This window comes from Streptomyces sp. MBT53, assembly GCF_016654115.1.
In the GTDB taxonomy this organism is placed as follows: domain Bacteria; phylum Actinomycetota; class Actinomycetes; order Streptomycetales; family Streptomycetaceae; genus Streptomyces.
Window position 1 is genome coordinate 86,079 of record NZ_JAEQAZ010000005.1, and the last position, 14,723, is coordinate 100,801.

Below are 14,723 nucleotides of genomic sequence, written 5' to 3' on the forward strand. Positions count from 1 at the left end.
GATGCGATCCGCGGTTCTTGCCCAGCTCTTCCCTTCCCTTGGTGAACCTCGACGGCTCCTTTCACCTCTACAACATGTAGTAGAGGTTGCCCCGGCATGAACCGCGGGCCGACGAGGGCGGAACGAGGAGGAGAAGGACGCCATGGATGACGGTCCCCGCGCCGGCGGTGGTCTCCGACTGCGGCGCCGTGACGCGCCCGCCACCGCAGGGCCGCCGCTGACCCGGCCGCTCACCACCGGGCCCGCCGCGCCGCAGCAGCTGCACCGGGGGATGACGCTGATCGCCACGATCAGCCTGTTCATCGGCACCCGTGACGCCTGGACGAGGGCGATGACCTCCCGCCCGCCCGTCGCCGGGATCATCTCCGTCTGCTACGCCGGGATCCTGGTCGCCGGAGTCCTCGCCCTCACCACCCGCACCCGCCGCGCCCTGACCAGGGTCGACGCCGGCGTCCTGGTGCTCGCCGTCGTGCTGGTGCTCTGCGGCTACTGGCTCAACCACGCCGGCACCGACGAGGGCGTGCTCACCGCGCAGGCCGCGAACCAGATCCTGCACGGCCACCCCGTCTACGGCCAGCCCTGGCCCTGGCTCTTCGACTCCTCGTCCGTCGGCATCACCAAGACCATGGCGGGCAGCGCCGACTACACCTACGGCTACCCGCCGCTGACCGCGCTCCTCGCCGCCCCCGTGCACGCCGTGATCCACTCCACGGCGGCCGCCACCCTCGTCACCACCGGCGCGCTCCTCGCGGGCGCCGTCCTGCTGTGGCTGCTGCTCCCGGCCCCCTGGCGGTCCGCCGCCACCGCCGTGTGCCTCGGTTTCGGCTTCCTGCCCGGCTACGCCTACTCCGGCTACCCGGCCGTCCTCGCCCTGGTCCTGCTCATCCCGGTGGTGGTCAGGTGGCCCGACACCGGAACCGGCGGCCGGCTCGGACTCCCCGGAGTGCTCCAGGCCCTCTGCCTCGGCGCGGCCTGCGCCACCCAGCAGCTCGCCTGGTTCCTCACGCCGTTCCTCCTCGTCGGCCTCTACGCCGTCCGCCGCGGCGACCTCGGCCCCCGGCTCGCCCTCGGCGTGGTCGCCCGCTACACCGGCACCGCCGCACTCACCTGGGCCGCGATCAACGCCTACTTCGCCGCCGAGGACTTCTCCAGCTGGCTGCACGGGCTGCTGCTCCCGATCACCCAGAAGGCGATCCTGCACGGCCAGGGCCTGATGGGGATCTCGTACTACTTCACCGCCGGCAGCAGGCACCTCGACTACTACTCCTACGGCAGTCTCCTGCTCCTGTTCGGCCTGCTCGCCGCCACGCTGCTCTTCGTGCGGCGGCTCGGCCCGGCGATCACCGTGCTGCCCTGGCTGAGCTTCTACCTGGCCACCCGGTCCCAGGACGGCTACTTCCTGATGATGACCCCGCTGTGGCTCGCGGCCGCCGCCACGGTTCCCGCCTCCGCGCTGGCCTCGGCCTGGCAGCCCCGCATCCCGCGCCTGACCGCACGCCCGGCGCGGGCCGTGCTCGCCGCGGGGCTCCTCGCACCCGCCGTCGTCTGTGTGACGATCGCCGCGGCCAGTCCGCCGCCGCTGCGCATGAACGTCACGGCGGACATCGTGGAGCGCTCCGGGCACCGCGACATCACGCAGCTCGTCGCCCGGGTCGTCAACACGACCGCCACCCGGCTCACCCCCCACTTCGCCAGCCGCCTCGGACAGGGCGCCTCCGACTGGTGGACCGCCTCCGGCGGCCCGGAGTCGCTCGCCCCGCACGCCTCCGCGACGTATGTCGTGAAGCCGCCCGGCGGTCTCCGGCGGGTGCCCGGCGGCTCGCATCCGCGCTTTTTTCTCATCGCCGTCACCGGTACTCCGATGACCATCACCAGCGCCCGCATTCCGACCAGTTGACCGACCTTGACGCAAAATGAAAGTCCGTAAATGAGAAAGCCCCTGCGGTGTTCTCATCTGAGATTGTTATATTGCGCAACCACGCAAGCGAGTCGGGAACCCCGCCTCGTCCGACCTGACATGGCCGCGCGCCCCTGGCCGCAGCACCGACGGCCTGAACGGCCCGACCGTTTTGTGGGAGTGCCAGATGACCGACCTCGGGGACGGCCCCGTGGGACACGCCACGCGCAGCCGCACACGAGGGGTGCCCAGACCGCGGGAGGGCGGGGCCGACGAGCCGCTGCCCACCGGTGGCCGGGCCGCCTCCCGCGCCGCGGCCCGCCAGGCGCCGCGCGGTGGATCCCGGGCGGCCGGTCGTGCCGCCTCGCGCCGCAAGCAGGCTCCGCGCGGCAGGCGGGTGCTGAAGATCAGCGCGATATCCCTGTCGGTGGTGATCATGGTGACCGCGGGCGCCGGCTGGTGGTTCTACGAGCACCTGAACGGCAACATCAACAGCGTCCCGATCGACGACGGCGCGGGCGGCAAGGAGAAGGCCGACGCCTTCGGCCGGACGCCGATCAACCTCCTGGTGATGGGCAGCGACGCCCGGTCCAGCACGACCGACTGCAAGCTCGGCGGCGGCTGTTCGACGACCGGTGTGCAGTCCGGGAACGGCAACGCGGACGTGGAGATGGTGGTGCACATCTCGGCGGACCGTTCCAACGCCACCGTGATGAGCATCCCGCGCGACACCATGACCCAGGTCCCCGCCTGCAAGGACCCCAAGAGCGGCCAGTCGACGTCCGGCTACTACGGGCAGATCAACAGCGCGCTCCAGTACGGGCAGGAGTGCCAGGTCAAGACCGTGCACGCGCTCACCGGCATCACCATCGACCACTTCGTGCAGATGGACTTCTCCGGTGTGGTGAAGATGTCCGACGCGGTCGGCGGCGTCTCGGTCTGCGTCGACGCCGACGTCTACGACACCTACTCGCACCTGAAGCTCGCCAAGGGCACCCACACCCTCAAGGGCACCGCGGCCCTGGAGTTCGTCCGCTCCCGGCACGGCTTCGGCGACGGCAGCGACCTCGGCCGTACCGTCTCCCAGCACCTCTTCCTCAGCGCGATGATCCGCAAGTTCAAGAGCGCGGGCACCCTCACCAACCCTTCGGCGGTCTACAACCTGGCCGACGCCGCCACCAAGGCGCTCACCGTCGACACGGGCCTCGGCACCGTCAAGAAGCTCATCGGGCTCGCCGCGGACCTGGACAAGGTCCCGACGAAGCGCATGACGTTCACCACGATGCAGACCGGCGCCGACCCGACCAACGCCAACCGGGTCGTACCGGCCGCCGCCGCGAAGAGCCTGTTCGCGACGATCGCCAACGACCAGTCGCTGACCAGCTCGTCCGGCAAGAAGTCGGCGGCGGCCACCGCGACCGCCACGGCAGTCGCCGTACCGGCCGCGAAGATCGCCGTCACGGTGGAGAACGGCACCAGCATCAGCGGCCGCGCCTCCACCGTCGCCACCGGCCTGATAGACGGCGGCTTCAGCTCCGACACGACCACCGGCAACGCCTCTGTCAGCGCGACCACGACCACCCTCACCTACGGCACCGGGCAGAAGGCCGAGGCCCAGACCGTGGCCAAGGCGATCGGCCTCGGCTCCTCGCATCTCAAGCAGGGCACCGGCACCGGTCTGACCCTGGTGATCGGCACGGACTGGCCCAGCGGTACGACGCTCCCGGGCGGCAGTTCGTCCCCGGCCCCGGCCGACACCAAGGCGGCCACCTCCAACGCCCAGGCCTCGACCGCGGACGAGTCGAAGTCCTGCGCCAAGGTCAGCACCTACAAGACGGTCAGCCTCAACGGCGTCGCGATGACCCCGACCCAGGCGTACCGGGCGGCGACGAACAAGAAGGACTCGGCGTCCTGACCCACGGCTAACCGGCGGCGGCGGTCCAGGTGATGCGCGGGGGATCCACCCGCGCGCACAACGGGCCGCCGTTCGCGTCGGTCAGACCGAGACGGCCGACGAGCAGACCGTCGCTCGCGGCGGCGGCCAGGACGTCGGCGGGCACGGAGTCGAGCATGAGCTTGGCGCGCCGGAACATCGTGAAGACCCCGTCCCCGTCGACCGTGCCCCAGGACAGATAGACGAACCGCAGACCCATCCGGTGCTGCACATAGGGGCCCGTGACCACGACGCCGTCCGGAGTGACCTCCGCCGCGCACTCCAGCGTCCAGGTCGCGGACGCGGCGTCCCCCGGCTGCGGATCGAGGAGTTCGGCCGGCCGGTCCCGGCGCTGCACGGCGACGTGGACGTCGTCGTACGTCGCGACGGGCTTGTCGGCGGGGGCGGGGCAGGTACGGCCGGGCAGGTCGACGGCGTCGATGCGGAGGTGCATACGGGCCATCATGCCGCGCCCGCCCTCCCTACCCTCAGTCGATCAAGGGGAAGTGGCAGGCGGTCCGGCGGCCGGACGCCGTCACGGTCAGCTGTGGGCGTTCCAGAGCGCAGCGCTCACGGGCGTAGGGGCAGCGGGTGCGGAACGGGCATCCTGTTGGCTTGTCCACCGGGTTGGGCACCTCACCGGTCAGCACGATCCGCTCGCGGCGCGGCGCGTCCACGCCGTCGTCGATGTCCGGGACCGCCGACAACAACGCCTGTGTGTACGGATGCGCCGGCTCCTTGTACAGGGCCTCCGTCTCGCCGAGTTCGACGATCTCCCCGAGATACATGACCGCGATCCGGTCGGACACGTGCCGGACCACCCCGAGGTCGTGCGCGATGAAGACATAGGTGAGCGCGAACTCCTCCTGGAGATCCGCGAACAGGTTCAACACCTGTGCCTGGATGGACACGTCGAGCGCGGACACCGGCTCGTCGGCGACGATCAGCTTCGGGTTGGTCGCCAACGCCCTTGCGATACCGATGCGTTGCCGCTGCCCGCCGGAGAACTCGTGCGGATAGCGGTCCAGATGGGCCGCCGCCAGGCCTACGACGTCGAAGAGCTCGGCGACCCGACGACGTACGGCGGCGGCGTCGCCGTACCGGTGGACGAGCAGCGGCTCCGCCACGATGTCCCCGGCACGGCGACGCGGGTTCAGCGAGGCCTGCGGGTCCTGGAACACCAGCTGCATCCCCGGACGCACGGGACGCAGCCGCCGCGTGGACAGCGTGCTGATGTCCTGGCCGTCGAACTCGACCCGGCCGCCCGTGAGTTCGGTGAGCCTGACCAGACAGCGGCCGAGCGTCGACTTGCCGCAGCCCGACTCGCCGACGATGCCGAGCGTCTCCCCGGTCCGCACCTCCAGCGACACCCCGTCCACGGCCCGCAGCACCCTGCGGTGCCGGGAGAACCCGTCGGCGCGCAGGGGGTAGTGCTTGGTGACGTCGGAGGCGCGCAGCAGCACCTCTGACGGTGTCGTTCGCGCGGTCACGGTGTCGCCTCTCGTTCCAGGTCCGGTACGTCCGTCGCCGCGGCCCGTGCGGTCAGGCGCAGCGCGGCGCGGTCGTCCTCGGGAAGCCAGCAGGCATCGCGGTGCGCGCTGCCACCGAAGTCCCTCAACTCCGGGCGCTCCTCGCACCGTTCGTGCCGCAACCGGCACCGGGGCGCGAACGCGCACCCCTCCGGCAGGTCCCCCGGCGCCACCGGCATGCCCGCGATGGTGGGCAGCCGCCGCAGCCGGGGCCCGCCCACGCGGGGCACCGAGTCGAGCAGTCCCCAGGTGTACGGGTGCCGTGGTCCGTGGAACACCGCCCGGCGCGGGCCCTCCTCGGCCGCCCGGCCGCCGTACATGACGAGGACCCGGTCGGCGATCTGTGAGATCACGCCCATGTCGTGCGTGATGAGGACGACCGCCGAGCCCTCCGTGTTCAACTCCCGCATCAGGTCGAGGATTTGGGCCTGGACCGTCACGTCGAGGGCGGTGGTCGGCTCGTCGGCGATCAGCAGGGCGGGGCCGCAGGAGAGGGCCATCGCGATGACCGCGCGCTGCCGCATGCCGCCGGAGAACTCGTGCGGGTAGGCGTTCGCTCGCGAGGCCGCGTCGGGGATGCCCACGTCGGAGAGGAGACCGACGGCACGCGCGTGGGCCTCCTTGCGGGACACCTTCTCGTGCGCCCTGATCTGCTCGGCGATCTGCCATCCCACGGTGTACACGGGCGTGAGCGCGGTCATCGGGTCCTGGAAGACCATGGCGATCTCCCGGCCCCGTACCGCCCGCATCTCCTTGTCGGGGAGGGTGAGCAAGTCCCGGCCACGGAAGCGGACTTGGCCCTCGACGGTGACGTTGGGACTCGTCAGCAGGCGGAGCACGGCCAGCATCGAGACGCTCTTGCCCGAGCCCGACTCGCCCACCACGCCCAGGATCTCGCCGGGGTCCACGGAGAAGGACAGGCCGTCGACGACGGTGACGGAGCCTCGGCGGGTGCGGAAGGACACCCTCAAGTCGCGTACGTCCAGCAGGGGTTGGTCAGGCATGGCGGGCCCTCGGGTCGAGTCGCGCGTACAGGATGTCCACCAGGGCGTTGGCCAGGACGACGAAGAACGCCGCGTACAGGACGGTGCCCATGATCACGGGCAGGTCCAGGTTCTGGAGGGCGTCGAAGGTCAGCTTGCCGATGCCGGGGAGGCCGAAGACCACCTCGGTCAGCAGCGCGGCCCCGCCGACCAACGCGCCGAAGTCCAGGCCGAACAGCGACACGATCGGGATCAGCGAGCAGCGCAGCGCGTGCCGGATCAGGATGCGCCGTTCGGAGAGGCCCTTGGCGCGCGCGGTGCGGACGTAGTCCTCGTTCAGGGCGGTGACGACCTCGCCGCGCAGCAGCCGGGCGTAGATCCCGGCGTACAGCAGCGCGAGCGTCAGCCAGGGGAAGAGGAGGTGCAGGGCCCACTGGCCGGGGTGGCCGAGGCCGACGTAACCCGGCGGCGGCACCCAGGAGAACAGCGAACCGTGCAGCTGTTTCTGGGTGATGAGGTTGACGACCTCGCCGAGCCAGTAGGCCGGCAGCGAGACCCCGACCACGCCGACGAGCATGATCAGCGGGTCGGCCGCCCTGCCGCGCAGGGCCGCGGCCGCCGTGCCCATGACGATTCCCGCCGTCATCCAGATCAGCGCGGCGCCGACGACGAGCGAGAGGGTCACCGGGGTGGCCTGCACGATCTGCGGGATCACGCGGGAGCCGCGGTTGACGAACGACTCCAGGTCCCGGTCGATCAGCAGGTGCCGCATCATCAGCAAATAGCGGATGGGCATGGGCCGGTCGAGGCCGAAGGAGTGCCGGACCTGGGCGAGCGTCGCCGGGTCGGCGTTGCGCCCGGCGATGCGGGCGGCGGGGTCGACTCCCGGTGTGGCGAAGAAGATCAGGAAGACCAGCACACTGATCGCGAACATCACCAGCAGGGCGGACGCGAAGCGTTTGACGATGAACCGGAGCATGGCTCTCACACCCCTCCGCGCAGCCGGGCGCCCGGGTCGAGCGCGTCGCGGACGCCGTCGCCGAGGACGTTGAGGGCCGCTGTGGTCAGCGCGATCAGCAGGCCGGGCGCGATCGTCACGGCGGGCCGGGTGTAGAGGAGTCCGAGTCCGTCCTCGATGATCGTGCCCCAACTGGCGTCCGGCGGCTGGACACCGACGGACAGGAAGGACAGCGCCGACTCGGTGAGCATGGCCAGCGCGGTCATCAGCGGCAGGAATACGATCGCGGTGGGTAGCACGTTCGGCAGCACCTCGCGGCGCAGGATGCGCACGGTCGGCGCTCCCGAGCCGATGGCCGCCTGGATGTACTCCTTGTTGCGCAGGACGAGTACCTGACCGCGCAACGGCCGTGCGATGTACGGCACATAGATCGCCGCGATGATCGCGACGGGCAGCCAGAGACTCCCCGCCTCGACGGTGAGCGGTCCGAGGTGCAGTCCGTCGGTGAGCAGGACGACCGAGAGGCAGATCGCGAGCAGGTACACCGGGAAGGCCCAAATGACGTCCAGGACACGGGAGATGACGGCGTCGACGACACCGCCCGCGTACCCGGCGACGACTCCGACGACCGTACCGAGGGCGCAGGTGAGCAGCGCCGCCGTGAACCCGATGAACAGGCTCGTCCGGCCGCCGTAGAGCAGCCGGGCCATCACGTCACGGCCCTGGTTGTCGGCGCCGAGGAAGTAGTGGGCGGGGTCCCAGGTCGGGCCGATCGGGGTGACGCCGAGGCCGAGGCCGGTGCTGCTCGGGGTGAGCACCGGCACGGTCTTCCCGCCGACGACCGTGGTGCCGGAGACATGCGACTGGAAGGGGTCGGTGTGCGCGATGTGGTGCGCGTACAGCGGCCCGCACAGGGTCGCCAGGACGACGAGGAAGAGGACGACGGCCGCGGCGAGCGCCGACCTGTTGTGCAACAGGTCGGCGCCGGCCGTCCGCCAGGGGCCCGGCGAGCGCCGGGCCTCCGCGGTGGCCAACTCGGGTGCGGCGGTGCTCACTTGACCCATGTCTGGCCGACGAGCATGTAGAACTGCTTGCTGAACTGGTAGTTGCCCAGCCGCTTCGACGTGAAGTCGATGATCTTCGGGTTGATCAGCGGGACCACCGGGGACTGCCGCATGATCGTCTGGTCGATCGCGCCCCACTGCGTGTTGGCCGCCGTCGGGTCGGTCTGGGCGGTCTTCAGCGCGGTCTGCATCTTCGCGTCGACGCCCTTGTCGCAGAAGCCCGAGATGTTGATGCTGGAGTCGCTTCCCGGGTGGAACGCGGCGCAGGAGAACAGCACGTTGAGGAAGTCGGAGGCCGCCGGATAGTCCTGGTACCAAGAGGTCAGGGCGAGTTGGACCTTGTTCTTGGTGTTCTGGATGTAGGTGAACTGGATGTTCCCCGACAGCGGCTTGAGCGTCGCCTTGTAGCCGAGCTGGGTGAGCAGGCTCTGCAGGTACTGCCCGATCGACTTGTTCACGTCGTCGTCCTGCACGACGATGCCGACCTCCTGCCCGGCCGTCCCGGACTGCTTCACCAGCGCCTTGGCCGTGGCGAGGTCCGCGGCCGTCCAGGTCTTGCCGCCGCCCTTGGTGTAGTCGCAGGAGTCGACGTGCCCGGGGAAGCCCGGCGGCAGGATCGTGCACGCGGGGGAGGCGAGGTTGGTGCCGCCGTACAAACGCACCACGGCGGACCGGTCCACGGCCCAGTTGATGGCCTGGCGCGCCAACTTGTTGTTGAACGGGGCCGTGTTGACGTTCAGCGTCGCGTACCAGAACGCGGTCAGCGGGTTCACATGCGCCTGGGCGGTGTACTTGGTGCCGATCTCGTTGAGGCGGTCGGCGGGCGGCGGGTCGTACATCCAGTCCGCCTGGCCGTTCTCGACGGCGGTGACCTCGGACTCGACGGTCTGCCCGAAGGTGTAGTCGATCTCGTCCGGGTACCCCTGCGGTTCGGCCTCCCGCGACCACTCCTTGAAGTGCGGGTTGCGCACCAGCTTCAGCTCACGGTTCGGGTCGTAGGAGGCCGCCATGTACGGGCCGGTCGTCGGCAACGGCTTCGTGCCCGCGTCCTTCGTCGGCGAGTCCTTGGGCACGATGCTGGCGTGCGGGACGGCCAGCTTGTACGGGAACTCCGAGTCCGCCGCGGTGAGGTTGATCGTGACCGTGTTCGCCTTCGCGTCACCGGTCACACCGCCCTTGAGCGTGCAGGACGCGGGAGTCTTCAGGCAGGCGGTGGCGCCGACGATGCCGTTGTAGAAGGTGCCCGCGGTGGGGCTGGAGACCTTGAAGATGCGCTGGAAGGACGCCACCACGTCGTCGGTGGTCAGCGCCTTGCCGTTGGAGAAGCTGATGCCCTTGCGGAGCGTGAAGGTGTACGTCTTCCCGCCGTTGGTGACCTTCGGCATCGCCGCGGCCAGGTCCGGGACGACCGTGAACGAGGCCTGGCCGCCGACCTTCTTGAACGACAGCAACCCGTCGTACATCGACTGGTACAACTGCCAGTACTGGAGCGTGTAGTTGACCTGCGGGTCGAAGCTGCCCGCCGCCGCGTGGGCGACCAGCTTCAGTGTGCCGCCCTTGTGCTGCGGCAGGAAGGCGGAGGAGCCGGACGCCGACGAGGACGTGGTCGCGTCGGCGGAGGAACTGTCGTCGGAGGACGAACAGGCGGCGGTGGTCAGGGCGAGGGCGACGGTGGCGGCGGCGAACGCGGTCCGTCTCGTGCTGCGGGACATCCAGGGAACTCCCGTCGGAGGAAAGGCTGTTGGGTCGACCGGGGAATGGGCCGGGGATCAGTCGGTGGAGTCGAGGAAGGTGCCGACGACCCGGAGGTAGAGCTCTTCCTCCTCGACGTGGGGCATGTGGCTGGAGTGCTCGAACATGTGCCAGCGCACGTCGGGGATGTGGTCGGCGAACGGGCGCAGCGTGTCGGGAGTCGCCTCGTCGTACCGTCCGGACACCAGCAGGGTCGGCGCCTCGACGAGATGCAGCCGGTCGATCACGGACCAGTCCTTCATGGTGCCGACGACATGGAACTCGTTCGGCCCGTTCATCGTGTGGTACACGGTCGGATCGGCCGCGATGTTCTCCCAGGTCGCCTGTACCTCGGGCGGGTTGGGGTTCATACGGCACACATGGCGCTCGTTGAAGACCTGCTCGGCGGCGAGGTAGTCGGGGTGGTCGGTGGTTCCGGCCGCCTCGTGGGCGAGCAGGGTCCGCTGGACCTCGGGCGGCAGCTGGGCGCGCAGTTCGGCCGCCGCCGCGAGCCACAGCTCCATGGACGCGGGGGAGTTGGCGATGACCAGCCCGCGCAGCCCGGCCGGCCGGCGTACCGCGTGCTCGGCGGCGAGCATGCCGCCCCAGGACTGGCCGAGGAGGTGGTAGGAGTGGGCGATGCCCAACTCCTTGAGAAGATTGTCCAGTTCGTCGAGGAAGAGCTGGACGGTCCAGAAGCCGGCGCCCTCGTCGGGCAGATGCGTGGACAGTCCGATGCCGAGCTGGTCGTAGTGCACCACTTGGCGTCCCTGCTCGGCGATGCCCGCGATGCTGAGGGTGTAGTTGTGACCGGCGCCGGGGCCGCCGTGCAGGACGACCAGGGGTGTCCGGCCGGGTTCGCCGGTGATCCGGTACCAGGTCGAATGGCCGTTGAAGTCGACGGTGCCGGTGTGATTCGGTTCGGGAATCGCCACGCGAGGGCCTCCCAGGAGGGCCGGACGCGAGCCGGCCGGTGGCGGAAACGGAAAAGGATGTGACGGATGGCTGCGATAGTGATTGGGTAAAAGGTCAGCGCACAAGACCTTTTAGCGGGGGCTGGGCAAGACGTAACGGCGAGTTCACGTGGCCCGCCCGCGTTTACAGCGGCGGCATTGGAGGGGGAGGACAACTGACATCCGTACCTGAGGCATCCGAGGCCGGGGACGAGTTCTCACGCGTCCTCGACCGGGTCCTCCTCGGCGGCTCCCCGTCCTCGGCACTCCGTCCGGTCCGGGTCGCCTCGGCGGTCGACGAGGTGTCCGACCGGCTGCTCACCGCGATCGCCGTCGGCGACTTCCTGCCGGGCGAACGGCTGCCCGCCGAGCGCGAACTCACCGGTCTGCTCCGGGTCAGCCGCCCCACCGTGCGCGAGGCGGTCGCCCGCCTCCAGGCCGTCGGCGTCGTCGAGATCCGCCGCGGCCGCAACGGCGGCACCTACGTCCGCGACAGCTGGACCGAGTCCACGGCCGCCGCCGTCCGGCACACCCTGCTGCCCCGCTGGGAGGAGTTCGAGCAACTCTTCGACCTGCGCGGCCTGGTCGAGGGCATGGTGGCCGCGACGGCCGCCCGGCGCCGGGGCTCCAAGGACCTCGACCCCATGAAGGACGCCCTGTCCGCCTACCTCACCGCGAGCACCCCGCGCGACGCGCACACCGCGGACAGCGCCTTCCACCAGGCCGTCCGCGCCGCCACGGGCAACCCCCAGATCGTCATGCTCAGCCAGGACCTGCTGGCCCGCATCAGCCTCGGCTTCCCCGTCGAACCCTGGGGCAGGGGCGAACAGGCCCACTTCCACCAGGGCGGCGAGGACCACAAGGCCCTGTACGAGGCCATCGCGGCGGGCGAGCCCGAGCGCGCCGAGGAGATCGCCCGCGGCCACTTCACGATCAGCGCGGACCTGATCCGTGACGTACTGGAGCGGGTCCGGGCCCGCTAGACGCTCAACTCCCGCACGACAGGGGCGACTTCCGCGACGCCGCCCAGCCGCAGCACGGGGCGCGCGCTCGCGGTGATCGTGGCCGGGCTGCCCTGCGAGTCGCCCATGTCGACGGCGATCTCGGTGATGCCCCGTTCGGCCAGGTCGGCGGCGAGGCACGCGGTGCTGTTGGCGTTCGCGATGTCCTCCGGGACGCCGATCGACGGCGCGAACATGCGGGCCGCGATCCGACCGGAGCGCTCCGGCACCGAGTAGACGTAGCAGCCGAGGAGTCCGAACCGGTCGCAGGCCGCGCGGAGCCCCTCGAAGTCCGGTGCCAGCGCGGCGAGTTCGGCGCGCGAGGCGACCGGGACGAGCAGGCGCGCTCGCCCGACCGAGGCCACACGGGCGCCTGGCGCGAGCCTGTCCGGGGTGACGCCCAACGGGGGCAGGACGTGCGCGTACTCGTCCGGGGTCGGCTCGCGCAACTCGACGGGACCCGGCTCGAAGACGGCACGGAACCGTGTGCCCTCCCGTACCGCCCGGCCGGCGAACGAGCGCCCCGCGGCGCGCAGCATGCCCCGGTACCCCGCGCCCCGGGCGCGCGCCGCGAGGTACGCCAGGGCGGCGACCGTACCGTGGCCGCACGCCGGCAGTTCGCCCCCGGCGGTGAAGAAGCGGAGCGACACCCCGGACCCGCGCACCGAGACGAAGACGGCGTGCGAGGTCCCCGCGAGGACCGGCACCCGACGCCGCTCGTCGTCGCTCAACGGCACCTCGTCCAGCACCGCCGTGGGGCTTCCGCCGACGCCCTCGCGCAGACACGCGCGGACGATCGTGACGGACAGTCGGCTTATCACGCGAGAACCGTACTATGTTCTGTCGCAACATCAGACATTCGGAGCAAATATGCCAAAAGCGGATGAGCTGCTTGATGTGACGGAGGTGGTGGCCCCGGCCATCGCCCACCCACCCGAGCGACGGCGCCGCCGCCTCCCGCTCAGACCCCCGCCCAGGACGGCGCTCGTCGCCGCCCTCGGCCTGGCGGCCTGCGCCCTCCTGCTGTCGGGCACACCGTGGCTGAACGGCCCCGCCGTGGCAGCCTGGCGCACCGTCTGCCTGGCCATCACCGTGCAGGCGCTGCCCTTCCTTCTCCTTGGCACCGCTCTGTCCGGGGCCATCAACGCCTTCGTGCCGGCCGACCTGTTCACCAAGGTGCTGCCCAAGCGCGCCGTGCTCGCCGTCCCCGTGGCCGGGCTCGCCGGAGCCGTCCTGCCGGGCTGCGAATGCGCGTCCGTGCCGGTCGCCAACAGCCTGATCCGCCGGGGCGTCACCCCGGCCGCCGCCTTCGCGTTCCTGCTCTCGGCGCCCGCGATCAACCCGATCGTGCTCACCGCCACCGCCGTCGCCTTCCCCGGCAGCCCCGCCATGGTGCTGGCCCGGCTGCTCGCCTCGCTCGCCACCGCCGCCGTCATGGGCTGGCTCTGGCTCTGGCTCGGCCGCACGGAATGGCTGCGCCCGGTCGTCCGGCACACCGGACACCAGCACGGACACAGCCGCTTCACGGAGTTCCGTCTCGGCTTCCAGCACGACTTCCTGCACGCGGGCGGCTTCCTCGTCCTGGGCGCCATGGCCGCGGCCACCTTCAACGTGACCGTCCCGCGCTCCGTCCTCGACACCTTCTCCGGCTCGCCCTGGCTGTCCGTGCTGTTCCTGGCCGCGCTCGCCATCGTCCTCGCGGTCTGCTCCGAGGCCGATGCCTTCGTAGCGGCCTCACTCACAGGTTTCTCACCCACAGCCCGGCTGGCTTTCATGGTGGTCGGCCCCATGGTCGACCTCAAGCTGATCGCCCTCCAGGCCGGCACCTTCGGCCGCGCCTTCGCGGTCCGCTTCTCCACCGCGACCACCGTCGTGGCCGTGGCCGCCAGCGTCCTGATCGGAGGCGCCCTGCTGTGAAGCGCACCGCACAGATCCCGCTCCTGATCCTGACCGGCCTGGGCCTCCTGCACACCGCCCTCTTCACCGACCTCTACCTGCGCTACGTCAAGGAGGGCCTGCGCCCGCTGCTGATCATCTCCGGCGCCCTCCTGCTGCTCCTGGGCCTGGCCCACGCGGCGTTCGACCACGACACCGGTGAGCAGGAGGACCACGGCCACGGCCACGACCACTCCACCGCACCCCGTATCGCCTGGCTCCTCTTCCTCCCCGCGCTCAGCCTCCTCCTCTACGCCCCACCCGCCCTCGGCGCCTACACGGCCGCACACGCCGGCCGCGAGACCGTCAAACAGCAGAAGGGGTTCGCCGCACTGCCCGCGACCTCACCCCTCCCGATGACCCTCACGGACTTCACCACCCGGGTCCAGCAGGACAAGCAACGCGCCATCAAGGGCCGTACCGTCGAAATGACCGGCTTCGTGACACCGGGACACGGCGGCTGGGACCTGACCCGCATCATCTTCACCTGCTGCGCGGCGGACGCCCAGACGGTCAAGATCCGGATGTACGGCACCCCCGCCCCGCCCGCCAACACCTGGCTCGCCGTCACCGGAACCTGGCACACCCAGGGCGCCCTCGGCACGAAGTCCGCGGCGGCGGCCCTCGACGTCCACGGCACCCGGCCCATCGCCCAACCCGTCAACGCCTTCACGGACGACCTGCCCCTCACACCCTCCCGGTGACACGAACCGCCTTTGCGGACAAGGGCGTTGGGGCA

13 protein-coding genes are annotated in these 14,723 nt (G+C 70.7%); 5 read left to right on the plus strand and 8 right to left on the minus strand.

What is annotated here, in order from left to right:
* The first annotated feature begins 142 nt into the window (after positions 1-142).
* Positions 143-1,897 carry a hypothetical protein gene (locus JHN45_RS03540; RefSeq protein WP_201047957.1) on the plus strand — a complete coding sequence of 585 codons (1,755 nt, stop codon included), beginning with the start codon at positions 143-145 and terminating at the stop codon, positions 1,895-1,897.
* Between the two features lie 187 nt (positions 1,898-2,084).
* Positions 2,085-3,812, plus strand: coding sequence for an LCP family protein (locus JHN45_RS03545; RefSeq protein WP_200708611.1), 1,728 nt, complete (start codon positions 2,085-2,087; stop codon positions 3,810-3,812).
* A gap of 7 nt (positions 3,813-3,819) precedes the next feature.
* On the opposite strand, the gene JHN45_RS03550 is transcribed toward JHN45_RS03545, so the two are convergent.
* The 7 genes from JHN45_RS03550 to JHN45_RS03580 are packed head-to-tail and all read right to left on the minus strand — an operon-like array spanning position 3,820 to position 11,030.
* Entirely contained in the window at positions 3,820-4,284 is a 465-nt protein-coding gene (locus JHN45_RS03550; RefSeq protein ID WP_234467432.1) for a DUF5990 family protein, read from the minus strand.
* 34 nt (positions 4,285-4,318) lie between these two features.
* On the minus strand, positions 4,319-5,320 hold the full coding sequence (locus JHN45_RS03555; RefSeq protein WP_307783031.1) for a dipeptide ABC transporter ATP-binding protein: 1,002 nt from the start codon (positions 5,318-5,320) through the stop codon (positions 4,319-4,321).
* Positions 5,317-6,363, minus strand: a complete 1,047-nt coding sequence (locus JHN45_RS03560) for an ABC transporter ATP-binding protein (RefSeq protein WP_201047958.1) — start codon at positions 6,361-6,363, stop codon at positions 5,317-5,319. Before JHN45_RS03560 ends, JHN45_RS03555 begins: the two co-directional genes overlap by 4 nt.
* Positions 6,356-7,321, minus strand: a complete 966-nt coding sequence (locus tag JHN45_RS03565) for an ABC transporter permease (protein ID WP_201047959.1) — start codon at positions 7,319-7,321, stop codon at positions 6,356-6,358. The genes JHN45_RS03560 and JHN45_RS03565 overlap by 8 nt, the downstream gene beginning before the upstream one ends.
* Before the next feature lie 5 nt (positions 7,322-7,326).
* Entirely contained in the window at positions 7,327-8,355 is a 1,029-nt protein-coding gene (locus JHN45_RS03570; RefSeq protein ID WP_201047960.1) for an ABC transporter permease, read from the minus strand.
* On the minus strand, positions 8,352-10,076 hold the full coding sequence (locus tag JHN45_RS03575) for an ABC transporter substrate-binding protein (protein WP_201047961.1): 1,725 nt from the start codon (positions 10,074-10,076) through the stop codon (positions 8,352-8,354). The genes JHN45_RS03570 and JHN45_RS03575 overlap by 4 nt, the downstream gene beginning before the upstream one ends.
* Before the next feature lie 57 nt (positions 10,077-10,133).
* Positions 10,134-11,030: a proline iminopeptidase-family hydrolase gene (locus tag JHN45_RS03580; protein WP_201047962.1), complete on the minus strand. Its 897-nt coding sequence runs from the start codon at positions 11,028-11,030 to the stop codon at positions 10,134-10,136.
* Positions 11,031-11,350: 320 nt separating this feature from the next.
* On the opposite strand from JHN45_RS03580, the gene JHN45_RS03585 reads away from it, so the two are divergent.
* Positions 11,351-12,031: an FCD domain-containing protein gene (locus JHN45_RS03585; RefSeq protein WP_307783032.1), complete on the plus strand. Its 681-nt coding sequence runs from the start codon at positions 11,351-11,353 to the stop codon at positions 12,029-12,031.
* Here JHN45_RS03585 and JHN45_RS03590 read toward each other — a convergent pair.
* The gene (locus JHN45_RS03590) at positions 12,028-12,870 is read right to left on the minus strand and encodes a PhzF family phenazine biosynthesis protein (RefSeq protein WP_201047963.1); all 843 of its coding nucleotides are present in this window, start codon (positions 12,868-12,870) and stop codon (positions 12,028-12,030) included. The genes JHN45_RS03585 and JHN45_RS03590 overlap by 4 nt on opposite strands.
* A 49-nt stretch (positions 12,871-12,919) precedes the next feature.
* On the opposite strand from JHN45_RS03590, the gene JHN45_RS03595 reads away from it, so the two are divergent.
* Positions 12,920-13,966: a permease gene (locus JHN45_RS03595; RefSeq protein WP_236583267.1), complete on the plus strand. Its 1,047-nt coding sequence runs from the start codon at positions 12,920-12,922 to the stop codon at positions 13,964-13,966.
* Positions 13,963-14,688, plus strand: coding sequence for a TIGR03943 family protein (locus JHN45_RS03600; RefSeq protein ID WP_201047964.1), 726 nt, complete (start codon positions 13,963-13,965; stop codon positions 14,686-14,688). Before JHN45_RS03595 ends, JHN45_RS03600 begins: the two co-directional genes overlap by 4 nt.
* The last annotated feature ends 35 nt before the right edge of the window (positions 14,689-14,723 follow it).